Annotated in this window: 24 protein-coding genes and 2 tRNA genes; 13 read left to right on the top strand and 13 right to left on the bottom strand. The window is 36.7% G+C overall.

What is annotated here, in order from left to right; all coding sequences use genetic code 11:
* Positions 1–114 precede the first annotated feature (114 nt).
* Positions 115–1,038, bottom strand: a complete 924-nt coding sequence (locus RE431_RS03080; protein WP_309560484.1) for an ABC transporter ATP-binding protein — start codon at positions 1,036–1,038, stop codon at positions 115–117.
* Between the two features lie 247 nt (positions 1,039–1,285).
* On the opposite strand from RE431_RS03080, the gene RE431_RS03075 reads away from it, so the two are divergent.
* Together RE431_RS03075 and RE431_RS03070 are read left to right on the top strand one after the other, a co-directional pair.
* Entirely contained in the window at positions 1,286–2,704 is a 1,419-nt protein-coding gene (locus RE431_RS03075) for a sensor histidine kinase (protein WP_309560483.1), read from the top strand.
* Positions 2,701–3,381, top strand: coding sequence for a LytR/AlgR family response regulator transcription factor (locus RE431_RS03070; RefSeq protein WP_309560482.1), 681 nt, complete (start codon positions 2,701–2,703; stop codon positions 3,379–3,381). The genes RE431_RS03075 and RE431_RS03070 overlap by 4 nt, the downstream gene beginning before the upstream one ends.
* Before the next feature lie 153 nt (positions 3,382–3,534).
* Here the strand turns inward: RE431_RS03070 and RE431_RS03065 are convergent.
* From RE431_RS03065 to RE431_RS03040, 6 genes are all read right to left on the bottom strand, one after another.
* Positions 3,535–3,608 (bottom strand) — tRNA-Arg (locus tag RE431_RS03065).
* 86 nt (positions 3,609–3,694) lie between these two features.
* A complete protein-coding gene (locus RE431_RS03060; RefSeq protein ID WP_309560481.1) occupies positions 3,695–3,970 on the bottom strand; it encodes an ATP-dependent Clp protease adaptor ClpS in 276 nt (91 codons plus the stop codon).
* 53 nt (positions 3,971–4,023) lie between these two features.
* Positions 4,024–4,857 carry a 50S ribosomal protein L11 methyltransferase gene (prmA, locus tag RE431_RS03055; RefSeq protein ID WP_309560480.1) on the bottom strand — a complete coding sequence of 278 codons (834 nt, stop codon included), beginning with the start codon at positions 4,855–4,857 and terminating at the stop codon, positions 4,024–4,026.
* Positions 4,858–4,859: 2 nt separating this feature from the next.
* Positions 4,860–5,612, bottom strand: coding sequence for a triose-phosphate isomerase (gene tpiA, locus RE431_RS03050; protein ID WP_309560479.1), 753 nt, complete (start codon positions 5,610–5,612; stop codon positions 4,860–4,862).
* Positions 5,613–5,763: 151 nt separating this feature from the next.
* On the bottom strand, positions 5,764–6,858 hold the full coding sequence (locus RE431_RS03045; RefSeq protein ID WP_309560478.1) for a BT_3928 family protein: 1,095 nt from the start codon (positions 6,856–6,858) through the stop codon (positions 5,764–5,766).
* Between the two features lie 6 nt (positions 6,859–6,864).
* Positions 6,865–7,425, bottom strand: coding sequence for a DUF1599 domain-containing protein (locus tag RE431_RS03040; protein ID WP_309560631.1), 561 nt, complete (start codon positions 7,423–7,425; stop codon positions 6,865–6,867).
* A gap of 87 nt (positions 7,426–7,512) precedes the next feature.
* On the opposite strand from RE431_RS03040, the gene folP reads away from it, so the two are divergent.
* The 3 genes from folP to RE431_RS03025 are packed head-to-tail and all read left to right on the top strand — an operon-like array spanning position 7,513 to position 9,929.
* A complete protein-coding gene (gene folP, locus RE431_RS03035) occupies positions 7,513–8,337 on the top strand; it encodes a dihydropteroate synthase (protein ID WP_309560477.1) in 825 nt (274 codons plus the stop codon).
* 37 nt (positions 8,338–8,374) lie between these two features.
* A complete protein-coding gene (cdaA, locus tag RE431_RS03030; protein WP_309560476.1) occupies positions 8,375–9,148 on the top strand; it encodes a diadenylate cyclase CdaA in 774 nt (257 codons plus the stop codon).
* A gap of 10 nt (positions 9,149–9,158) precedes the next feature.
* Positions 9,159–9,929 carry a DUF3667 domain-containing protein gene (locus RE431_RS03025; protein ID WP_309560475.1) on the top strand — a complete coding sequence of 257 codons (771 nt, stop codon included), beginning with the start codon at positions 9,159–9,161 and terminating at the stop codon, positions 9,927–9,929.
* Here RE431_RS03025 and RE431_RS03020 read toward each other — a convergent pair.
* Positions 9,926–11,692, bottom strand: coding sequence for an ABC transporter ATP-binding protein (locus RE431_RS03020; protein ID WP_309560474.1), 1,767 nt, complete (start codon positions 11,690–11,692; stop codon positions 9,926–9,928). The genes RE431_RS03025 and RE431_RS03020 overlap by 4 nt on opposite strands.
* On the bottom strand, positions 11,693–12,439 hold the full coding sequence (truA, locus tag RE431_RS03015; RefSeq protein ID WP_309560473.1) for a tRNA pseudouridine(38-40) synthase TruA: 747 nt from the start codon (positions 12,437–12,439) through the stop codon (positions 11,693–11,695).
* A 107-nt stretch (positions 12,440–12,546) separates the two neighbouring features.
* Between truA and RE431_RS03010 the strand changes: the two genes are divergently transcribed.
* Positions 12,547–13,035, top strand: a complete 489-nt coding sequence (locus RE431_RS03010) for a metallophosphoesterase family protein (RefSeq protein ID WP_309560472.1) — start codon at positions 12,547–12,549, stop codon at positions 13,033–13,035.
* A 62-nt stretch (positions 13,036–13,097) separates the two neighbouring features.
* Here the strand turns inward: RE431_RS03010 and RE431_RS03005 are convergent, their stop codons facing one another.
* Positions 13,098–13,508: a DUF4293 domain-containing protein gene (locus RE431_RS03005; RefSeq protein WP_309560471.1), complete on the bottom strand. Its 411-nt coding sequence runs from the start codon at positions 13,506–13,508 to the stop codon at positions 13,098–13,100.
* Between the two features lie 192 nt (positions 13,509–13,700).
* Here RE431_RS03005 and rho point away from each other — a divergent pair, with 192 nt between their 5' ends.
* Entirely contained in the window at positions 13,701–15,332 is a 1,632-nt protein-coding gene (rho, locus tag RE431_RS03000) for a transcription termination factor Rho (protein ID WP_309560470.1), read from the top strand.
* A 118-nt stretch (positions 15,333–15,450) separates the two neighbouring features.
* Here rho and RE431_RS02995 read toward each other — a convergent pair.
* Positions 15,451–15,523 (bottom strand) — tRNA-Gly (locus RE431_RS02995).
* Positions 15,524–15,570: 47 nt separating this feature from the next.
* Positions 15,571–16,023, bottom strand: a complete 453-nt coding sequence (locus RE431_RS02990; protein WP_309560469.1) for a GNAT family N-acetyltransferase — start codon at positions 16,021–16,023, stop codon at positions 15,571–15,573.
* Positions 16,024–16,070: 47 nt separating this feature from the next.
* On the opposite strand from RE431_RS02990, the gene RE431_RS02985 reads away from it, so the two are divergent.
* From RE431_RS02985 to RE431_RS02975, 3 genes are read left to right on the top strand one after another with little or no spacing between them, the layout of a single operon-like run.
* Positions 16,071–16,622 (top strand): ClpP family protease, encoded by a 552-nt coding sequence (locus tag RE431_RS02985; RefSeq protein ID WP_309560468.1) that lies wholly within the window; start codon positions 16,071–16,073, stop codon positions 16,620–16,622.
* A 2-nt stretch (positions 16,623–16,624) separates the two neighbouring features.
* Entirely contained in the window at positions 16,625–16,906 is a 282-nt protein-coding gene (locus RE431_RS02980; protein ID WP_309560467.1) for a GNAT family N-acetyltransferase, read from the top strand.
* A 33-nt stretch (positions 16,907–16,939) separates the two neighbouring features.
* Positions 16,940–18,571, top strand: a complete 1,632-nt coding sequence (locus tag RE431_RS02975) for a L,D-transpeptidase family protein (RefSeq protein ID WP_309560466.1) — start codon at positions 16,940–16,942, stop codon at positions 18,569–18,571.
* Here the strand turns inward: RE431_RS02975 and RE431_RS02970 are convergent, their stop codons facing one another.
* Complete coding sequence (locus RE431_RS02970) at positions 18,572–19,309, bottom strand: murein L,D-transpeptidase catalytic domain family protein (RefSeq protein WP_309560465.1); 738 nt, start codon at positions 19,307–19,309, stop codon at positions 18,572–18,574.
* A 433-nt stretch (positions 19,310–19,742) separates the two neighbouring features.
* On the opposite strand from RE431_RS02970, the gene gpmI reads away from it, so the two are divergent.
* The 3 genes from gpmI to RE431_RS02955 are packed head-to-tail and all read left to right on the top strand — an operon-like array spanning position 19,743 to position 22,280.
* The gene (gene gpmI / locus RE431_RS02965; protein WP_309560464.1) at positions 19,743–21,260 is read left to right on the top strand and encodes a 2,3-bisphosphoglycerate-independent phosphoglycerate mutase; all 1,518 of its coding nucleotides are present in this window, start codon (positions 19,743–19,745) and stop codon (positions 21,258–21,260) included.
* Between the two features lie 5 nt (positions 21,261–21,265).
* The gene (locus RE431_RS02960; RefSeq protein ID WP_309560463.1) at positions 21,266–21,823 is read left to right on the top strand and encodes a thioredoxin family protein; all 558 of its coding nucleotides are present in this window, start codon (positions 21,266–21,268) and stop codon (positions 21,821–21,823) included.
* Positions 21,824–21,875: 52 nt separating this feature from the next.
* On the top strand, positions 21,876–22,280 hold the full coding sequence (locus tag RE431_RS02955) for a BT0820 family HAD-type phosphatase (RefSeq protein ID WP_309560462.1): 405 nt from the start codon (positions 21,876–21,878) through the stop codon (positions 22,278–22,280).

Here is a 22,280-nt window from a genome sequence, read left to right as displayed (position 1 = left end):
CTGTGAGCGTAATTACTATTAAAAATTGTAGAGACAAAATCAATAAAAAACAAGCCCAAACAACTGGCCGACTTAATTGATAATTAAATTCAAACCGAAAGATTTCCCAGAATTTCATGGTTTAACCTCCTTTCTTACATTTGCATATTTACCAATAACCCCATTCATAGCCGAGAAGTAAACATCTTCCAAATCTGGTTCTACCGGTTTAAAATCATCTCCTGGGTTTTCTTCACTATAAATATGGATTACGGTCTGGCCCGCCAGAAGTTTGGTAGAAATAATCTCGTACTTTAGCTCATAATCACTTAAATGGGTTTTATCAACCGTGCGGCGCCAAATAAGTCCGCGAAGATTCTCCATCGCTTTAAGTGGAACTGCTTCCATCAGGATTTCTCCCTTATTGATAATGGCCATATTGGTACAGAGTTCAGAAACGTCCTCAACGATATGGGTTGAAAGTATCACTGCACTGTTTTCTCCCAACTCACTCAAAAGATTTAGAAATCGTACTCTTTCCGCCGGGTCTAGGCCGGCGGTGGGCTCATCGACGATCATTAATTTTGGGGTACCGATAAGTGCCACAGCCACTCCAAACCGCTGTTTCATTCCGCCAGAAAAGCCGCCAAGTTTTTGTTTTCGAACATCCCAAAGATTGGTCTGTTTCAGCAGCGCCTCAACCGTTTCTCTGCGTTCAGACTTGCTTTCAATTCCTTTCAATATCACAAAATGGTGGAGTAATTTTTCTGCGGAAACTTTTTTATAAATCCCAAAAGCCTGAGGCAGATAGCCCAAAGTCTTACGTAATTCATTTTTCTCCTTCAGCACATCCACATCCTGAAAGCTGATAGTGCCACTATCAGGTTCCTGGATGGTAGCCAGAATACGCATTAGAGTAGACTTCCCGGCACCATTTGGTCCCAGTAAACCGTACATACCGGCGGGAATATTCAGGGAAATATTATCCAAAGCCCTCACTCCATTTGGATAGGTTTTAGACATATTATCAATCTTAAGAATTGGTTTTACAGAGGTCATAAGATTTCTCGAATTAAAGTTTTAAAGCAAGATTACAGGCTTCCTTTATGAACTGAAAAAAATTGTGACCGATGCTGAAATGATTGTGACGAAAATCAGGGAAGCGTTTATTGAAGCAAATGAACCGGACATAATCCCTCTAATTGATACATTTATACATATTCATCACTTTAGAAATGCCTTTCATCACATTTGCATGATATATTTTAAAGGATGTATTAAACTTGTGGTTTCAGAAAACCTATGCATGAGAAAACTAATTAAAAACTTTGGTGAAAAATTTGGAACCACAGCCAAAGTAGAATTGCTAATAAGTAGTTTGATTTATGGCTTTGCTCTCATCGCTATTCTTTTAGAGGAATCTTCTTCTAAAGCAAAGCTTTTTGGAGTTCCACACTTATTTGAATTTTTGGAAGTTTCCCTATTTTATTTGGCATTTTTGAGTATTTATTTTTATGTATTGCCCAATCTTTATCGAGGCGTTCGAATCTGGCAAAGCCTGGTTGCTACGCTAGTTATCTTTGGTTTCTGCTTTTTAATTTCTCCTTTTATAAACAGCTATCTGGTTTTAGCGTTAGCAGTTTTTTTCACCATTATTCTCGTGGTAAAATTTCTTTGGAAACTATTCTGGAAATTTAGTAGTGAGCGTGGTATTTTCACATCTTTATTAGTTCTCGCAGCACTTTTTTACGCTTTTTTAATGTTTTTTTTGGTAGTCGGCGAGGCCAATATATTTGCAACTACATTGGCAGGTCTCATTATCCCCTCTTCTATGGCCATGTCGGTGTATGCTTTCTACCGAATCTTACCCAAACTCAAAACAGGAAAATTTGGATATTTCAGATATCTTTTCAAAACGCTGCTGCCCAGCGTTATTCTATCGGTTCCATTGAGCATTTTAGCTTCTTTTATCGCGGGTCAGGATGACCTGATAGGCGTAGTCATTTCTTTTAATATTGTTATCCACTTATTTATAATTGCTCCACTCACCTGGTTAATCTTTAGACATCATCAAAAAGGAACTGCGGAATATCAAGCCCTTCAGACGGAATTAGGTAAATCTGAAGCCGAGCTCGACTTTCTGCGATCTCAGATTAACCCACATTTTTTATTTAATGCATTGAACACTATTTATGGAACCGCTATTCAGGAAAATGCGGAAAGAACATCTGAAGCGGTTCAAAAACTTGGTGATATGATGCGTTTCATGCTACATGAAAACAACCTTGAAAAGATCGCATTAAATAAGGAATTAGAATATCTTAAAAATTATGTTGATTTACAACGCTTACGCATCGATGAAAATTCAACAATATCTTTAAAATTTGATTTGCCTGAACAGGACTTCTCAGGCCTCATGATCTCTCCTATGCTTCTGATTCCCTTTATAGAAAATGCTTTCAAGCACGGTATAAGCTTTAGAAAAAGGTCTTACATCTATATTCATTTAGAAATTGAAAAAGAAACTTTAAGATTTGCCGTAGAAAACAGTAAGTTTATTAGAGTTGAAGAAGATCCGGAACGATTTAAAAGTGGAATTGGTTTGATGAATGTAAGTAAACGATTAAAGTTTCTCTACCCTGAAGAACATGAGCTGAAAATTGACGATAGCGAACAAGAATTTAAAATATCCCTTAAACTTCAATTAGAAAAACTTCCTGAATGAAAGCTATAGCAATAGATGATGAACCAATGGCTTTGGAAGTGATAAAAAGTCATGCTGCCAAGATTCCTTTCCTGGAATTGAAAAAGACTTTCAATGATGCATTGGAAGCCCTGGAATATTTACAAAAGGAAAAAATTGATTTGATCTTCCTGGATATTAAAATGCCAGATATCTCCGGGATAGATTTTTTCAAGAGCCTGAGTATAAAACCTATGGTCATTTTCACCACCGCCTATTCTGAACATGCTGTCACCAGCTTCGAACTTGATGCTATAGATTATCTTTTGAAGCCTTTTTCACTGGGTAGATTCATCAAAAGTTGTAATAAAACGCACGAATTGTTTACACTTCGGAAAAAAGAAATCGTTACAGATCATATTTTCGTAAAAGACGGCTATAACCAGATCAAAATTGAATTTGATGAAATCTTATACCTGGAAGCTTCGGGAAACTATGTGACTTTTTATTTAGAAACCGGGAAAACTCTATCAAGATTTACGTTCAACGAAGTTCTTAATCTGCTACCTGAAGAAAAATTTATCAGAATACACCGGTCTTTTGCTGTTTCTCTTAAAAAAGTTATTAAAATAGAAAGACATCAGGTTTTGATTAAATCTACAAGCCTACCTGTTAGTAAAGCGTATAAGGAAAATCTATTTGACAAACTGAATATCTAAAAATAGAAGGCGTTTCAATTCAAAAAGTGTCCTATGACTCTAAGCCTCTGGTTTTAATATTTTTGATCACGAGTAAATTTGACCAGAGCAAACGATTGTAAAAATAAAAAATCCGTAAAAAGCCTGTTTTTAGCTATTTACGGATTTATTTTGTGACCTCGGCAGGATTCAAACCTGCAACCTTCTGAGCCGTAATCAGATGCGCTATTCAGTTGCGCCACGAGGCCTTTTAATGCTGCTTTACTGTTTTGCAAAGCGGGTGCAAATATATTGTTTATTTTAAAATCTGAAAAGTTTAAAGGTATTTTTTGAACTAAATTATTTCAGCGCTAAGTCCGGCATCTAATAATTTTGAACATCGAGGTTTTAATTCATCATAAGGCCCGGTTTTAACGGTGCACTTTCCTTTGTAATGAACCAGAATAGAACATTGTTCAGCTTGTTCGGGAGTATGCTCACACGCATAGATAAGAGTGTCTATAACGTGATCAAAAGTATTATAATCGTCATTATACAAAACGATCTCATTCTCTTTTTTCTCCTTGGTCTTTACTTCAACCTCTTCTAATAATTCTTCTTTTGTACTCATCTCAATTATTTCTCTTTCTTCATTCGTCAAAGATACAAATTATGATAAAAACCTCAGCGTGAAAACTTTGCAGCCACCCAATCGTTTCTCTCGAAATTCTCGACAAAATCTAAACCAACCTCCTCGCAGGCTTTTTTTATCGCTGGCAGGTCACCATCATAAAATCCACTTAAAAATAATAGACCGTCATCTTTTAGACTTTTATTATAGATAGGAAGATCTCGAAGCAGAATGTTTCTATTGATGTTTGCCAGGATAATATCATATTCTCTTCCTTCCAGTAATTCGGCTCCACCTTCTTCAACATTGATATGCTCACAGTCATTTCTACTGATGTTTTCCAGTGTATTAAAATAACACCAGTTATCTATATCTATTGCATCTATGGTTTTTGCTCCTTTGAGTGCTGCCAGAATGGCCAAAACACCTGTTCCGCATCCCATATCGAGAACGCTTTTTCCTTCCCAGTCATTTTTAAGAATATGCTGAATCATCATATGCGTTGTAGCATGATGACCCGTACCAAATGACATTTTTGGCTCGATTACTATATCAAATTCAACATCTGGTTTTTCATGAAATGGAGCTCTCACACTGCAATGTTCATCTACCAGAATAGGTGTGAAGTTTTTCTCCCACTCTTCATTCCAGTTAACTCTTTCAATTTCTTTCTGATCATAACTGATCTTAAAATCTTCTGATTGTAGAATATGAACATTGGCAAGAATATCATCTTCATATTCTTCTTCTGGAATATAGGCAGTTATGCCATCATCATTTTCCACGAAACTTTCAAAACCGAGATAGCCCAATTCTGCAATAAGAATTTCAGAAGCCGGTTGTACCGGATCTATTTTAAACTGAAATTCAAAATAATTCCCAGACATTCTTAAAATGAGTTTACGATCTCAACAAAATCAACTGCGTTAAGACTAGCGCCACCAATCAGACCACCGTCGACATCTTCTTTGGCAAAGATCTCCTTGGCATTATTTGGTTTTACACTACCTCCATAAAGGATCGAAGTACTTTCAGCGACTTCTTTCCCAACGTTTTTATTCAAAAGATCTCTAACATGCTTGTGCATCTCCTGAGCTTGCTCCGGGCTGGCAGTTTCACCTGTACCAATTGCCCAAACCGGCTCATAGGCCAAAATGATATTTTTCCATGCACTCTGTGGCAGCTGGAAAAGACTTTCTTTCAATTGTGTTTCAACAAGATCGAAATGCTTGTCGCTTTTTCTGTCTTCCAGCTCTTCACCAAAACAGAAGATCACAGTCATTTCATTATCAATAGCTGCCTGAACTTTTTTTGCCAGGATTTCATTGGTTTCATTAAAATAAGCCCTTCTTTCACTATGCCCTATAATTACCGTGGTCACACCAATACTTTTAAGCATACTAGCTGAAACTTCTCCAGTATAAGCTCCCTTTTCACTCTCATGCATATTCTGAGCTGCTACTGTTATCGGTGTCCCTTTTAAGGCTTGAAAAGTTGCATAAAGATTTGTGAAAGACGGAGCAACCATCACTGTAGCTTCCGGTTCCTTTACCATTTGAAGTTTCAACTTGGTTAAAAGTTCTTCTGTTTGGGCAAGGTCGTTATTCATTTTCCAGTTTCCGGCAACTATGTTATCTCTCATGATTTTATGTTTTGGTTTGATAGTTCGATTCTTACCAATATCAATTGACATCAGCTTAAAAGCAAATATAAGTAAAGGTTGATTGATTGAATCTTAAACCGATGCCAAACCTTGAATTTTTAGAAAGTTTTCAATGAGTAGGCGAAATAGTTTATAATTTAATATCTGAAGCGTCGAACCAGTGTTTTTTCTGAGTTATGGTACCCTGATTTAAAGTCAGAAATCCGGGGTTTGCCCTAACAATCGTCTTCAAAGCAGTTTCGTCGGTTTGGTAGAAATCAAAGTTCAGGTCATACTCTTTGATGAGTTCTTCTTGAAATTCGGTTCCTGAAGCGGTTAAACCAACTACTTTATATCCCTTTTGAAGTGCATTTTCACTTAGAGACTTTACAGCTTCATAACCATCCTTTTCTGTTGAACGAAGATTATAGGCAACGATAAGCAATACTTTGTCAGCAGCAAGAACCTCTTCGGTGATATCTCCTTCTTCTCCTTCGATCACAAAATCATGTATCGGCGGAATGGCATTTTCACCAGATTGAGATGTCTCCACTCCAATAAATTCACCATCAATTTGTGGATAAGCGCCATTGTTCTGAATGATCTTCTCTTCCCCATTCACATTGAATTTCCAGCTATAGGTAACCTCAGCTTTTTCGGAACCTTCGGGTAGCTGCATCTTTTCAGGAATATTATTCCCGATCTTATAAGGTCTGAAATCGAATACCGGTAAATGCATCAATACATGATAGCAAAATCCGAAGCAGGCCATATAGCAGGCAAAAATGACCCATTTATGATACTTCGCAGAAAAAATAGGATTCAGATATTTCTGATTGAAGAATATGATGAAAATTAGAATGAGCAGAATCACATCTTTATAGAAAGATTCCCAGGGTGTTAAAGGAATTGCATCACCAAAACAACCGCAATCTGTCACTTTATTGAAATATGCCGAATAGAATGTAAGAAAAGTGAAAAATACGATCATCACCAGCAAACTCCAACTGGTAAATTTTGGAGCATATCCTATTAAAAGCATAATCCCCAGAACCAGTTCAAATACAACAATAAGAATGGCAATTACAAGAGCAAATGGAATTAGAAAAGGAATGTCTAACACCGGTTCACTGAAATATTCCTGCAATTTGTAAGAGAATCCAACAGGATCATTCAGTTTTATAAAACCTGAAAAGATGAATAGGACTCCAACGAGGATTCTGGAAATACTTACAATTGCTCTCATAAAATTTTATTTTTCTATAGAAGCCTCTTCAGCTTCACTAAAGTGTATCATGGCAAAAACAGAATAATTGATCATATCCTGGTAATTCGCATCGATACCCTCACTTACCAGGGTTTTGCCCTTATTATCTTCTATCTGCTTTACTCGAAGTAATTTCTGAATGATGAGATCTGTAAGAGAACTGATCCTCATATCACGCCAGGCCTCACCATAATCATGGTTTTTATTCATCATCAATTCCTTGGTCTCAGCAACTTTTTCGTCATATAACTTGATAGCTTCTTCCGGATTAAGATCTGGCTGAACTGCAATTCCTTTTTCCAGTTGAATTAGCGCCATTACAGAATAATTGATGATCCCGATAAATTCAGATTTTTCATCTTCATCAACTTTTCTAACCTCGCTCTCTTGTAGTTGCCTAATTCGCTGGGCTTTAATAAAGATCTGATCGGTAAGTGACGGCAGCCTTAAAATTCTCCAGGCACAGCCGTAATCTTTCATTTTATTTAGAAACAAACTGCGGCAGCCTTCAATCACCGCATCGTATTGTTTTGAGGTATCCTGCATGAAGTAGTTGTAATTTCCGTAAATTTCGGGCAAATATTTCAGATAGTCAAAGTTATTTCCTGCCTATCTAAAAATCCAAAATACCTTATGTTCATTAATTGCAAAGGCAGATTAATAGATCTTTCAGAACCAAGAGTGATGGGAATCATCAATATCACTCCAAATTCCTTTTACAGCGGAAGCCGTTCGAATACTGATAAAGAGATATTATATAATGCGGAAAAGATGCTAACGGAAGGGGCTACTTTTCTGGATCTTGGAGCTTATAGTTCGAGACCCGGAGCAACAGATATTCCAGTCTCTGAAGAATTGGATCGTATGATTCCCTCAATCGATTTGATCTTAAAAGAATTTCCTGAAACCAATCTTTCAATAGACACTTTTAGAGCTGAAGTTGCTGAAAAAAGTCTGGATGCAGGTGCTGCAGTCATCAATGATATCTCAGCTGGAAAACTTGATGAGAACATGCTGCGCATAATTGCACAGTATCAGGTTCCTTATATTATGATGCATATGAAAGGAACTCCGCAAACCATGAAAGATCTCAACCAATATGAAGATCTCATGGCTGATGTTTTTTTATATTTTTCAGAAAGGATCAGGGCTGCGCGAGATTTAGGAATAAATGACATCATTATAGATCCAGGTTTTGGTTTTGCCAAGGACACCGATCAGAACTTTAAACTTTTCTCCAAACTGGAACTTTTTCAGAATCTGGAATTGCCGCTGTTAGTTGGCGTATCCAGAAAAAGTATGATCTGGAAAAAACTAGGTCTCTCCGCTGAGGAAGCCCTCAATGGATCAAGTATTCTGAATACCGCTGCTCTTATGAAAGGAGCAAATATTTTAAGAGTTCATGATGTTAAGGAAGCCTTGGAATGCATCAAATTAACACGTGAATTAATAAACTAATTTTAGATTTTCTATTTTTACATAAAACCCCCGCAATTTGGACATCATAGATCTTCGAATTCTCGATATTCTGGATATTGTTTTTGTAGCACTTCTACTCTACTACGTTTATAAACTGGTAAGAGGAACCGCTGCAGTAAACATTTTTATAGGAATCGTAGTAATTTACCTTGTTTGGCTGCTCACCCAATTGCTGCAAATGGAATTACTCAGCTCGGTTCTGGGAGAATTCGTAGGCGTTGGAGTTTTCGCATTGATCGTTGTATTCCAACAAGAGATCAGGAAATTTCTTTTGATGATCGGTTCCACTAATTTCACTCAAAAAGGAAGGTTCTTCAGAAGTTTTAAATTTAGCCGTGATGATTTTGAATCTAAGATAAATGTCGAGGCAATCATCGATGCCTGCGAAACCATGGGTAAAACCTATACCGGTGCGTTAATGGTGATCCAGAAAAGCAATAAACTGGATTTCGTAAAGAATACCGGTGATAAAATGAAGATCGAACTAAATCAGCCTATTATTGAATCTATTTTCTTTAAAAATAGTCCGCTACATGATGGAGCCATGGTCATTGAAGAAAACAAAATTACAGCCACAAGGGTGATTTTGCCAGTTTCTAATGATAGATCTATTCCTTTAAGATTCGGATTAAGACACCGGGCTGCTGTTGGGATTACTGAAAAAACCGACGCGCTGGCCTTAGTAGTTAGTGAAGAGACAGGCCAGACTTCCTATATAAAAGACGGCCAGTTTGTGATGTTTGAAACGATGCAGGAATTAAAAGACCGTATTAAGGAAGATATCAGCTAAAATTTCAAAAATGTTCTGTAAGAATTGTAAAAATGAGCTAAGCAATGACCAGAGCTACTGTCCCAATTGCGGTGCAAAAATTATTGGTAACAGGCTAACCATAAATTACCTTTCCAGCGAATTTTTCGAATCCTTCTGGAGAATAGACTCCAATAAACCGGTACTTACTTTTGTAGATCTTTTCAGAAAGCCGGTAAATGTAATTGATGGCTATATTAACGGACTGCGTAAAAAATACATCAATCCGTTCGGGTATTTCACCATTGCACTTACTCTTACTGGTATTTATACTTTTATTAATCTTAATTATTTTCCGGAATACCTTGATAATGGAGCTTTTCAGGCAAATATTGAAGAGCAGGATATTTCCAGGGAATTGACTACAAGGATCCTGGAACATATGAACTTGCTGTTCTTTTTATTTGTTCCGATAATCACTTTATTTTCGAGGCTTATTTTTCTTAAAAACAAAAAATATAACCTGGCGGAGCATCTCATCATCCACTTATATACCTATGCACACATTCATATTATCACTTCTGTACTAATCATGATATCGTTTATAAGCGAATCAAGTTTTAGATTGATGAATTTTATCAGTATACCTATTTACGTGATATATTACAGTTACGTGTTTAAAGGATTATATGATATGAGCTGGTGGAAAACATTTCTGAAAACCCTATTATTCCTGTTAATCTTCGGAGTTTTCTTTCTCGGGATTGCTACAGCTATGCTTATGGTCTACCTTAAGTATTTTTCAGAATTGGAACTGAATTAAATCGCTTCTTCCTCTTTAAACTGAACTTCATAAAGCTTCCTGTAATAACCATCGGTTTTTTGAAGAAGTTGCTTATGGTCACCAATCTCAACGATCTCACCCTGATCCATCACGATGATTTTATCAGCTTTTTTAATAGTAGCAAGTCTATGCGCGATCACAATTGAGGTTCTTCCTTCAGTGATCTTATCTGTTGCATCCTGGATCAATTGTTCGCTGTAGGAATCTACAGAAGAAGTTGCCTCATCAAGAACGAGGATACTTGGGTTGCTAACATAAGCTCTTAAAAACGAGATCAACTGTCTTTGACCAGAAGATAACATCGCACCTCTTTCCTTTACGTTATAATAGTAACCGTTTGGAAGAGAGCTAATAAAATCGTGAATACCAATCTGCTTAGCCGCATTGATCACATCTTCATCAGAAATATCGGGATTATCAAGATTAATATTATTCATTATAGTATCTGCGAACAAAAATACATTTTGCAATACTACTGCGATCTGGGCTCTCAAAGATCTTAATTGAATATCCTTAATATTGGTATCGTCTACTAAAATAGAACCGCTGTCAATTTCATAAAATCGACTTAGCAGATTAATGATCGTAGATTTTCCAGCACCTGTTGCACCAACAATCGCCACCGTTTCTCCCGGATTTACTTTAAATGAAATTCCTTTTAATACCTCCTCATCTTCTACATAGCTGAATCTAACATCCTTGAATTCGATCTCACCTTTGAGATTACCGACTTCCAGTGTTCCTACATCTTCAATATTGGCATCTGTATCCAGGATATCGAAAACTCGATTCGCGGCTACCATACCCATTTGCAATGTGTTGAATTTATCTGCGATCTGTCTAAGTGGTCTGAACAGCATTTGAGAAAGCTCTATAAATGCCACGATAATACCTAAAGACATTTCATCTCCAGCCACAACACGTAATCCACCAAACCACACGATTAAACCTATGGTTATGGAAGTGGACATTTCAGCAATAGGAAAGAAAATGGAGTTATACCATACCGTCTTTACCCATGCCTTTCTATGTTTGTCATTAATCTCCTTGAAATTGGCATATTCAGTCTTCTCTCTTGTAAATAACTGAACGATCTTCATTCCTGTAATTCGCTCCTGGACAAATGTGTTCAGGTTAGCCACCTGAGTTCTAACTTCTTCAAAAGCCAATTTCATTTTCTTCTGAAAAACCCTTGTCGCGTAAATGATAAATGGAAGAACTGTAAGAACTAATAATGTGAGTTCCCAGCTTTTATAGAACATCACACCTATTACAACCAGCATTTTAAGAAGATCACTAATGATCATGAAAAGTCCCTGGCTGAAGATACTGGCAATGGTCTCAATATCACTAACTGCACGAGTAACCAATCTACCTACCGCAGATTTATCATAATACTTCATTCTAAAGCCAAGCATATGCTTAAAAAGCTTGACCCTTATATCGCGTACTACTTCCTGACCAAGCCAGTTTGCATAATAGATGAAACAGAACTGAAAAAGAACTTCCAGAACCAGAACGCCCAGCATTAGGCTTACGTAAAAGATAAGACTGTCAAAATCTGCGGGAATTAAAGCCTGGTCTACAGTTTCCTGAAGAATGATAGGTCTTAAAACCGCAAATAACGAAACAAGGATGGCTGCGACTCCAACGAAATAAAAAATTCGTTTGTAAGGATTGGTATATTTAAGCAAGCGCTTAAACAGATCCATATCGAACGCATTTCCAGTTTTTGATGCCATTTAATTCTTTCTGATATTATCAGGATAAACAATCCTGGTTAAATATAATCCCTTCGCCGGTACCGATGTTCCGGCCTCTCCCCTGTCTTCACTTTTAATAACATCATGCATGTGGGATACGGGATATTTATTCTGTCCAATTTCAATCAAAGTCCCTACAACTGCCCGAACCATATTTCTTAAAAACCTGTCTGCAGTAATATGAAACACCAGTCGGTCTTCTTCCTTTTTCCAGATAGCTTCATCAATTCTGCAATTATAGGTTCTTACATCGGTTCTGCTTTTGGAGAAACATTTAAAATTGGTGTATTCTTTCAAAATTTCAGCCGCCGCATTCATCTTATCAACATCCAACTTATGTTTTAAAAACCATGCTGAATCTTTACCGAAGGGATTTTTTTCCTGAACAATATGATATTCATAACTTCTTGCGGTTGCGTCAAAACGAGCATGAGCCTCTTCTATAACCTGAAAAATTTCATGGACCGCAACATCTTTGGGAAGCATTGAATTCAGTTTATATTTCATAAGCTCTGCATCCAGAATTTCTTCCGTATCAAAATGAGCGAACATTTGCTTAGCATGAACACCAGCATCTGTTCTACCCGCTCCAACGATTTCTATAGATGAACGTAAAACTTTGCTTAAGTTCTTTTCCAGCATTTCCTGCACACTAATAGAATCTGGCTGATTCTGCCAACCGTGATAGGCTTTTCCGAAATATGAGAGTTCTATAAAATACCTCAAGCTCCGCTTTATTTTTATATTAGCGAAATGCAAAGATAAGGCAATTATAGCAAGGAGAAAGCCTTTGAAGAGCATCCTTTGTTAAACGAAAATTAAAATATCAAGATTTGAAGAAGATCCTTTTACTCAGTGATACTCATGGCCATATGGACGACAGGATTTTGCACTATGCAAAACAGGCAGATGAAATATGGCATGCTGGCGATATTGGAACCCTGGAAGTAACAGATCAACTCGAAGCAGTAAAACCTTTAAAAGCTGTCTATGGAAATATTGACAATGCAACGATAAGAAAAGAATTTCCGCTTAATAACAGGTTTATGTGTGAAGATGTTGATGTATGGATCACTCACATTGGAGGATACCCAGGGAAATATTCTCCTGCCATAAAAGAAGATATCAAAAAAGATCCTCCGAAAATTTTCATTTCCGGGCATTCACATATTCTAAAAGTGATGAATGACAAGACGTTGAAATTGCTACACATGAATCCCGGTGCAGCTGGTAAACAAGGCTTCCATAAAAAACGAACCATGCTTAGATTCAAGATAAACGGAAAAGATATTAGCGATCTTGAAGTTATAGAACTGGAATAATTAAAAAACCCGAAGCTTTCACTTCGGGTTTTTCACGCACTAATACTACTAAGATGATAGGCTTATCGTAATCGGTCTACAGATTTTACGAGATCTTCGTCCTTCTTGATGGCCTTATTGGCCAAAACAATAAAAACGATAGAAATAATAGGAAGAAACATCCCAATACCCTTCTCTGAGATATCCATCTCTCCAGGTAAAGTTAGAGACCAATAAACAAACACTCCTAGTAAAAAAAGGTTCAATATTATATTTAGTCGCCCCAGCACAAACTGGAGTTTTCTATTCTTAAACATAAAAATACTCACCAACGAAATAGCTGCCGAGCCAAGGAACATTCCAAAGGCAATTAACTGATCCTGAGCGTAAACTTCTTCGCCTGCTGAATTTGTCCAGAGCGAAAATACGAATATAAGACCTGCCGCCGTTATAGCTGCTAAAAGTAGGTAAATTGTTTGAATTCTTTGAAGCATATTTATTGCTGTTGCGGCACAAAAATAAAAGATTCTTTTTAGAATTACTGTGTAAAAGTTTAAAATAAAGTTGTATTATTGCAGGAACATTTCGTAACCCATTCAACGTTGGTTACTTAAGTCTCCAAAACTTTTTATTCTTCCTCGAGAAGTTTTTAAAATCAATCCAAAAAATTTTATTGAAACGTATTCATGTTTGAAATTTCAGAATTAAAAGCTAAAAAGCTTCCTGAACTTAAGGAAATTGCTCAAACGCTTAATGTTCCTAAGTACAAGACTTTGAAAAAACTCGATTTGGTGTATCAGATTCTGGATTACCAGGCATCAAATCCTAATAAAGTAAAAGAAGTTCTTACCGACGACAAAGAAGACCAGGCGAAGGAAAAACCAAAGAGATCAGCAAAGGTTGGTAGCGATAAAAAACCAGCCAAAGCGTCATCTAATCAAAAACCTTCTCACTCTAATAAGCCTTCAGGTAAAGATTCCGCTCATCCTTCTCAAAAAGATGATAAAAGGAACAACCCTGCTTCTAAAAACGATAGAGACAGAAGCCAGAATAATAGAAAAGACAATCGCGGTAAGAATGAAAACCGCAATGATAATCGCAACGATAACAGAAATAACAATCGTAACGATAATCGCAATGACAATAAAAAGAATAACGGGAATCGTGATAACAGGAACCGTTATAGAGAACCAGATTATGAATTTGATGCGATCATAGAAAGTGAAGGTGTTCTTGACATTATGCAAGACAACTATGGTTTCTTAAGATCTTCAGATTACAACTATCTTACTTCTCCAGATGATATTTATGTATCACAATCACAGATCAGGCTTTTTGGTCTTAAAACCGGTGATACTGTTCAGGGACAGATTAGACCACCAAAAGAAGGTGAAAAATATTTCCCACTTATTAAGATTAATAAGATCAACGGTCTTGACCCGCAAGTGGTTAGAGACAGAGTTTCTTTTGAGCATCTTACTCCGTTATTCCCGAAAGACAAATTTAACCTGGCTGAAAAACAAAGTTCCATTTCAACCAGAGTAATGGATCTTTTTGCCCCTATAGGTAAAGGACAGCGTGGTATGATCGTTTCACAGCCTAAAACAGGTAAAACGATGCTATTGAAGGATATCGCTAATGCAATTGCAGCGAACCATCCTGAGGTATACCAGATCGTTCTTTTGATAGATGAAAGACCTGAAGAGGTAACAGACATGCAGCGTAACGTAAAAGGTGAAGTAGTTGCTTCAACTTTTGATAAAGAGGCGCATGAGCACGTAAGAGTAGCTAATATCGTTCTTGAAAAAGCGAAAAGACTTGTAGAATGTGGACATGATGTAGTAATACTTCTTGACTCCATCACAAGACTTGCCAGAGCATACAACACTGTTCAACCTGCCAGCGGTAAGGTATTGAGTGGTGGTGTAGATGCAAATGCATTACATAAACCAAAAAGGTTCTTTGGAGCTGCACGTAATATTGAAAATGGTGGATCATTATCAATTATTGCTACAGCACTTACTGAAACCGGATCTAAAATGGACGAAGTGATCTTCGAAGAATTTAAAGGAACCGGTAACATGGAACTTCAGTTAGACAGAAGAATCTCTAACAGAAGAATCTTCCCTGCTATTGACCTTGTTTCATCAAGTACACGTAGAGATGATCTTCTTTTAGATGACAATACCATTCAGCGTATGTGGGTACTTAGAAAGTATCTAGCTGATATGAATCCTGTAGAAGCCATGGAATTCATCAATGATAAGATTAAAAGCACCAGGAATAATGAAGAATTTTTAATCTCCATGAACGGTTAAAATATACTGTTAAACCCTACTTATAAAGAAGCCGGAAATTTAAATTTCCGGCTTTTTATTTGCCTGAATTTCAGAATAGGACATAAAAAAAGCTCCATCTTTCGATGAAGCTTCTTAGAGCGGGAGACCGGGTTCGAACCGGCGACATTCAGCTTGGAAGGCTGACGCTCTACCAACTGAGCTACTCCCGCCTAACGCTGCAAATATAATCTGATTCGGTTTCAAAAACCAAAATTTTTTACAGCTTTTTTAAAAAATGATAACCCCTAATTACATATCCCAGATTCATATAAAATTTGTGAGAGCCAAAATTCTCCACATAAGAATTTAATTCCATGGTTTCACAGTCCTTAGACTCAGCATATTGATGTATAAACTGAAACAAGGACTTCCCTACTCCTTTTCCCTGATATTCCTCCTTAATAAATATATGATCTGCCTCACACGCCTTGCCTGCATAATGTCTCGTCATGAACCATAATCCAAAAACACCTATGAGTTTATCATTATCGTAAATACCGAAGCATTCATAATTCTGATCGAACATTTCCAGTAATCTTTTCTTTAGCAATTCATCTTCCGGAGGCTGCTCGTGAAGTTTTTTCAGGTATGGCAAAACCACCTCAAAATCTTCTTTTAAAATCTTGTTAAATGCCAGTTCCATGTCTCTGTTTTCTGCTAAAATAGTCATATTTTTAGCTACACATACAACTAGTTAAATAAGTATAAATGGACTTCATGAAAAATAAAAACGGAAAGATTCAGGATTTAATCGACAATAAATTATTAGAAAAAAGAAAGATTTACATGTGGGGTGAAGTAAGCGATAAGACTGCCAAATATGTGATCGACAGGCTGGAATATCTTGATCTTGAAGGAAATGATGAAATTCAGCTTTTTATTAATAGCCCAGGAGGCTATGTAACAGATGGATTTGCAATCTATGATACGATCATGAGTCTTGAGTCTCCAGTATCTACAATTTGTACAGGTTTAGCCGCTTCAATGGGTTCTATTCTTCTTTCTGCAGGGAAAAAAGGAAGAAGATTTATTCAGCCTCACGCGAAAGTAATGATTCACCAGCCTAGTGGCGGTGCAAGAGGTCAGGCTTCAAATATTGAAATCGCCGCGAATGAAATTCTGAAAACAAAACATCTAAGTGCAGAGATCCTTGCTGAGAACTGTGGCCAGACCGTAGATAAAGTATTGAAAGACTTCAATAGAGATTACTGGATGGATGCAGAGGAGTCAATGGAATATGGTATCGTTGATGGTATCTACAAGAGATAATTATGGAGATAAAACATAAAGAGAACAATAGCCGCGGCATGTTCTACATAGAAAATGAAAAAGGGCTAATTGCAGAGCTCACGTATCACAAGAACGAAAATAATGTTCTTACCATAGATCACACAGAGGTGAAAAGAGAAATGGAAAACCAGGGAATTGGCTCCAGTCTTATCAAGGAAAGTGTTGAATTCGCTAGAAAACACAATCTGAAGATAGACCCTCTTTGCCCGTTTGCTGAAGTTCAGTTTGATATGCATAAATCTTATGAAGATGTTCGAGCCTAATCAGGCTTGACCATCTTCAACTAAAAATTCTTAATGCGCAGCCCCTCATTAAAATTCGCTTTTATCGTTCTTTTATTGATCGCTTCATGTAAAGATGATAAAGAGACACCAGGTGTTGAAGAGCGCAATGAAGTTGAGGAAATCACATTCCTAACCGAGGATGATCTTATTGAAGATTTTTTTGATGATTCAGAACCTCGTATCAAGGAACTTTACAATATAGCTGCAGTTTCAGAATTTTACAGAGAGAACGATTTTGAGCCAATCTGGTCTGACAGGGAATTACGGGAAGACCTTTTCAGGAATATTGAAAATATAGAAGATGAAGGCCTTTTCTTTGAGGATTACCATGGAGACAAACTTCAGAAACTCTTTCGTTCGCTAGACAGTAATACCGAAGAAGATAACAACCTTCTGGAAATTCTTCTTACAGATTCTTACCTGCAACTCTCGAAAGATCTTGCTACAGGAAAATTAGATCCTACCAAAATTCATGAGATCTGGGGAACTCCCCTAAATGAAATTGATCCACAGGGTCTTTTAAAAAAGGCTATTTCAGATAAGAATATTCAGAAAAGCCTAGATTCAATAAGACCGAAAAGTAAAGTTTACCAGCAATTGAGATCTGCATTGAGTGAATTCAAAAAAACAGGAATTGATGAAGATACTTCTACCGTAATTCCTGATGGCAGACTAGTGAGACCCGGAGAAAATAGTGATAGGATCTTTGCAGTCACCAAAAGACTGACTGAGCTTGGTTATTATAACAATCCAATAGACAGCACAAATACAGAATATAAAAAGGAAATCCAGGAGGCTGTAGAAAAATTCCAGCTAGATCACGATCTTCAGGTTGATGCGCTTTTAGGTAGCACAACGATCTCTAACATGAACCTGACTCGTCGCGATCGTTATCACCAGATTTTAGTTAATCTGGAAAGATGGAGATGGTTTCCAAGAGACCTTGGTGATCATTACATCATTGTCAATATTCCCGATTACGAACTGAGCGTAGTTAAGGATAACGATACCGTTAGAACTCATAAGATCATGGTGGGAACTCAGGTTAGAAAAACGCCAATTTTCTCGGATGAGATAGGTTATATTATTTATAATCCAACGTGGACAATTCCTCCGACCATTAAGAAGAATGATGTTATTCCCGGAGCTAAACGTGATATTGGATATTTTCAGAAAAAGAATATCAAGATCTATGACAGTAACGGCAACACGGTAGATCCATCTTCAGTAGATTGGAATTCTTCAAAAGCCAGATCTTACACCTACAGGCAACCGGCGGGACCATCTAACCCGCTAGGTATTGTAAAAATTATTTATCCCAATGAGTATATGATCTATCTACATGATACACCTTCCCGAAGTTTGTTCGAAAAGAATGCTCGAGCTCAAAGTTCTGGCTGTGTTAGAGTTCAGGATGCTTTAGGTTTAGCTAAATACCTGCTTAGCGACCAGGAAAAATATGATGATGAAAAGATTGAGGACATCTTAAAATCTGGCAGAACCACAGAGATACCGGTTAAGCAAAAAGTAAACGTACATCATTTCTATTGGACCGTATATCAAAAAAAAGATACCATTAAGTTCATTAATGATATCTATAATCTTGATCAGAAAACCTGGGAGCTTTTAAAACCCGCAGACTGATTATACGTTTAAAAAACTAGACTTTTCCTGGTAGTTTTCATCACTCTTATGAATATAAACTACAGACTTCCCTTTTATTTTATGAATTAGATCCTTTGCGATCTTATTTGGTACCGCTGGACATCCATAACTTCTTCCTAGTCTTCCGTATCTATTAATAAATTCAGGTTCAGCGTAATCTGCTCCATGAATAACTACATAACGCTCACGAGCCTTCGAATTGAATCCTTTTTCCATTCCATCAATAAATAGAGATAATCCGTTCTTACCATAATAAGTTTCTCCGGTCACATAAAACCCAAGAGAGCTTTGGTGAGAATTAACTTTATTAGAAAAGTTCTTAGCGAATTCAACTCCTGTATTCTTTCCGTGAGCTACATAAGTATTGAAAACAACTTCTTTAGTATCCATGTTCAGGATCCACATTCTTTTCATTTTAGAGGATAGATTGAAATCTATAACGGTAAGTAATGGATTAGAAACTTTACCTGCTTCGTCCAATTTAGTATATCCACTAATCGCCTTTTCAAATACTGAAATATTAGGCATTGTAGAATTATTCGCCGAAAAATCATTGTATAGATCGGCTACTTTTTCTTCGAATGTTTTTTTGACTTTAACTTCAACTGATAACTCCGGGGCTATTTCGGACTCTTTTGAATTGTTGATTTCGGCTGCACTACTAAAAGCGAATGAGAAAATTAATACTCCAACAACAGTAAGAATTCGGTACTTCATATAATATCTTTTTTCTAATTTTTGTTAATAAAAACCAAAAGCCTTGCCAACATACGAAAAATTAAAAAGAATTTTAAAAAAACGCTAAATTTAACAATTCGAAGCCTTAAATAGCTTTTAATGAACCTTATAAGGTATTTTTTGAAGGTTTCATATTAACGAAGACATTATCATTATATTATATGAATTAAGTTTATAAATGTTAAATTTTTAAATTTTATAAACGCTAATCATTGCGAAATTCATGTTAACAGGTGCAGCATTTGATAAGAATTTGAATAATTCTGAAATCCTGTATCAAAATCCAAAGGATTTTCATTTTTGATCGATAGAATTGCGAAGTGAAGATTCAGTTTTAATAAAACATTATAGAACCTCCTTCAGGCTAAACATTCAAATGTTTTTATCTTTATCCCCCAAACTATTGACGTAAATGAATAAGAAAGTTCTCTTAATGATATTAGATGGTTGGGGCATTACTCAAGATGAGGAAGTTTCAGCAGTCGCTAAGGCAAATACTCCATTCATGGATTCCCTGCCAGATAAATTCCCACACGCCAGTTTAAGAACAGATGGTATGAACGTTGGTTTACCTGAAGGACAGATGGGAAACAGCGAAGTTGGTCATATGAACCTTGGAGCTGGCCGAATTGTTTATCAGGATCTCGTTAAGATCAACATGGCAGTTGAAAAAGAAACTTTGGTAGATGAACCTGTTCTTGAGGAAGCTTTTAGTTACGCAGTAAAAAATAACAAGCCTATCCATTTTATGGGACTTTTAAGTGATGGTGGAGTACATTCCCATATCAATCACCTAAAAGGACTCTTAAGTGCGGCAGAAAAACTAGGAGTAAAAAAGAAATATGTTCATGCTTTTACCGATGGTCGTGATGTAGATCCGCATTCAGGAAAAGGTTTTATTGCAGAATTACTCCCGCATCTTAAAGAAACAAATTCTGAGCTAGCTTCAGTTATTGGTAGATATTTCGCCATGGACAGAGACAAGCGCTGGGAACGTGTTAAAAAAGCTTACGATCTAATAGTCAAAGGAGTTGGCAAGGAAACTCAGGATGCAACTGCTGCAATTCAAAAAAGTTATGATGATGGTGTAAGTGACGAGTTCATAGAGCCAATCGTCTTGACTGATAATAATGGAAATCCTGTTGCTAAATTGAATGAAAAGGATGTTGTTATCTATTTCAACTTTAGAACAGACCGGGGAAGGCAATTAACCCAGGCATTATCCCAGGATGATTTTCCTGAATATGATATGAAGAAATTAGCATTGTACTATGTTACAATGACCAAATATGATGATAGATTCAAAAATGTAAATGTCATTTTCAAGAAATCTAATATTAAAGCTACGCTAGGTGAAGTGCTTGAATATGAAGGCAAAAAACAAATTAGAATTGCTGAAACTGAAAAATATCCTCATGTTACATTTTTCTTTTCCGGAGGAAGGGAGAAACCTTTTGCAGGAGAGAAGCGCATCATGTGTAATTCTCCGAAAGTAGCAACTTATGACCTTCAACCAGAAATGAGTGCTTTTGAGATCAAGGACAAGATTGTTCCCGAGATCGAAAAGGAATCTGCAGATTTTATATGTCTGAATTTTGCTAATCCAGATATGGTTGGTCATACGGGAGATTTCAATGCGGCAATCAAGGCATGTGAAACCGTTGACACCTGCGCAAAAGAAGTAGCTGAAGCGGCCTTTGAAAAAGATTATGCAATCATAATCATCGCAGATCATGGGAATAGTGAGGTGATGAAAAACCCTGATGGCAGCCCTAATACAGCGCATACCACCAATCCCGTACCATTAATTTTAATGGATAAAGATGTAAAAAATATAAAAGATGGTAAGTTGGGGAATATTGCTCCGACTATCCTAAAGCTTATGGGAATTACCCAACCAGATCTAATGACCGAAGATCCATTAATTTAATTTATATGAATAAGTACTTAATTTTACTGGCAGTGATCGCATTAAGTTGTGGTAATACTGTTAGTAAATCTGCAATTGAACCGAAGTCAGAAACCAATTTAGAATTAGAAGGAGTGCAAAAAGATATGCTTCTTGGGGAATTTCAGAAAGAGGAACTTCAGCAAAAACCATTCTCTGCATGGTTTACTCCCAGATATAATAAATTTTCACCTGAGACCGATGCCATGGCAACGATCAAGGAAAATATTGGAGACTACGACATCAAAGTTTTAATGGGAACATGGTGCGGAGATAGCAAAAGAGAAGTGCCAAAATTCTTGAAGCTACTAGATGATGCTCAATATGATTATGATAAATTGAATATGGTCGCTGTAGATTATAATAAACAGACTCCTTCTAAAATAGAAGAGAAACTGGAAGTTCATAGAGTTCCTACAATTATTTTCTATAAAGATGGTAAGGAAGTAAACAGATTCGTAGAATACTCGCGGGGAGAAAGTATTGAAGAAGATATTGCTAAAATAGTGAGTGGCAAGGAGTACAAAAATTCCTACACAAACTAAGATAGAACCGTTAGCAACCCTATAATTAGAAAATATTAAGTAATTTCGCTTTATGCCCAATTCTCTTACCATAGCAGTTGATTTTGATGGCACTATAGTAGAGAATAGATTTCCTGAAATTGGAAAACCTATACTTTTCGCCTTTGAATCTTTAAAAAAACTACAAGAAGAAGGGCACCGTCTTATATTATGGACCTATCGCTGCGGAATAAGACTAGATGAAGCTGTAGAGTTTTGCGAAAAAAACGGTCTTAAATTTTATGCGGTTAATAAAAGTTATCCTGAAGAGGATTTTGACGATACGATAAGCAGAAAGATCCTCGCAGATATTTTTATAGATGACCGTAATCTAGGCGGAATGAAAGGCTGGGGAGAAATCTTTCAGATGTTAAGTTTAGAACAACCAGGAAGACCAAAAAAGAAAAAGAAAAGATCCGGTTTATTCGGAAGATTGTAA

The sequence above is a fragment of the Christiangramia sediminicola genome (genome assembly GCF_031344135.1).
Classification (GTDB): Bacteria; Bacteroidota; Bacteroidia; order Flavobacteriales; family Flavobacteriaceae; genus Christiangramia; species Christiangramia sediminicola.
The sequence above is the reverse complement of the archived record's forward strand: the minus strand, read 5'-3'. Positions and strand labels throughout refer to the sequence as shown.

Bases quoted from the DNA above. Each gene is read 5' to 3' on its own strand.
- prmA (WP_309560480.1), bottom strand. From the start codon at position 4,857: ATGTCTGGGAATTATTTTGAATTTCAGTTTAAAATAGATCCGGTACAA.
- RE431_RS03045 (WP_309560478.1), bottom strand. From the start codon at position 6,858: ATGAGAGCAATTGTAAGTATTTCCAGAATCCTCGTTGGAGTCCTATTC.
- RE431_RS02970 (WP_309560465.1), bottom strand. From the start codon at position 19,309: ATGAAGTACCGAATTCTTACTGTTGTTGGAGTATTAATTTTCTCATTC.
- RE431_RS03060 (WP_309560481.1), bottom strand. From the start codon at position 3,970: ATGAGTACAAAAGAAGAATTATTAGAAGAGGTTGAAGTAAAGACCAAG.
- RE431_RS02955 (WP_309560462.1), top strand. From the start codon at position 21,876: ATGCCCAATTCTCTTACCATAGCAGTTGATTTTGATGGCACTATAGTA.
- RE431_RS03040 (WP_309560631.1), bottom strand. From the start codon at position 7,425: ATGCAGGATACCTCAAAACAATACGATGCGGTGATTGAAGGCTGCCGC.
- RE431_RS02980 (WP_309560467.1), top strand. From the start codon at position 16,625: ATGGAGATAAAACATAAAGAGAACAATAGCCGCGGCATGTTCTACATA.
- gpmI (WP_309560464.1), top strand. From the start codon at position 19,743: ATGAATAAGAAAGTTCTCTTAATGATATTAGATGGTTGGGGCATTACT.
- folP (WP_309560477.1), top strand. From the start codon at position 7,513: ATGTTCATTAATTGCAAAGGCAGATTAATAGATCTTTCAGAACCAAGA.
- RE431_RS02975 (WP_309560466.1), top strand. From the start codon at position 16,940: ATGCGCAGCCCCTCATTAAAATTCGCTTTTATCGTTCTTTTATTGATC.
- rho (WP_309560470.1), top strand. From the start codon at position 13,701: ATGTTTGAAATTTCAGAATTAAAAGCTAAAAAGCTTCCTGAACTTAAG.
- RE431_RS02985 (WP_309560468.1), top strand. From the start codon at position 16,071: ATGAAAAATAAAAACGGAAAGATTCAGGATTTAATCGACAATAAATTA.
- RE431_RS03020 (WP_309560474.1), bottom strand. From the start codon at position 11,692: ATGGCATCAAAAACTGGAAATGCGTTCGATATGGATCTGTTTAAGCGC.
- RE431_RS03070 (WP_309560482.1), top strand. From the start codon at position 2,701: ATGAAAGCTATAGCAATAGATGATGAACCAATGGCTTTGGAAGTGATA.
- RE431_RS02960 (WP_309560463.1), top strand. From the start codon at position 21,266: ATGAATAAGTACTTAATTTTACTGGCAGTGATCGCATTAAGTTGTGGT.
- RE431_RS03075 (WP_309560483.1), top strand. From the start codon at position 1,286: ATGAGAAAACTAATTAAAAACTTTGGTGAAAAATTTGGAACCACAGCC.
- RE431_RS03080 (WP_309560484.1), bottom strand. From the start codon at position 1,038: ATGACCTCTGTAAAACCAATTCTTAAGATTGATAATATGTCTAAAACC.
- RE431_RS02990 (WP_309560469.1), bottom strand. From the start codon at position 16,023: ATGACTATTTTAGCAGAAAACAGAGACATGGAACTGGCATTTAACAAG.
- RE431_RS03025 (WP_309560475.1), top strand. From the start codon at position 9,159: ATGTTCTGTAAGAATTGTAAAAATGAGCTAAGCAATGACCAGAGCTAC.
- tpiA (WP_309560479.1), bottom strand. From the start codon at position 5,612: ATGAGAGATAACATAGTTGCCGGAAACTGGAAAATGAATAACGACCTT.
- RE431_RS03005 (WP_309560471.1), bottom strand. From the start codon at position 13,508: ATGCTTCAAAGAATTCAAACAATTTACCTACTTTTAGCAGCTATAACG.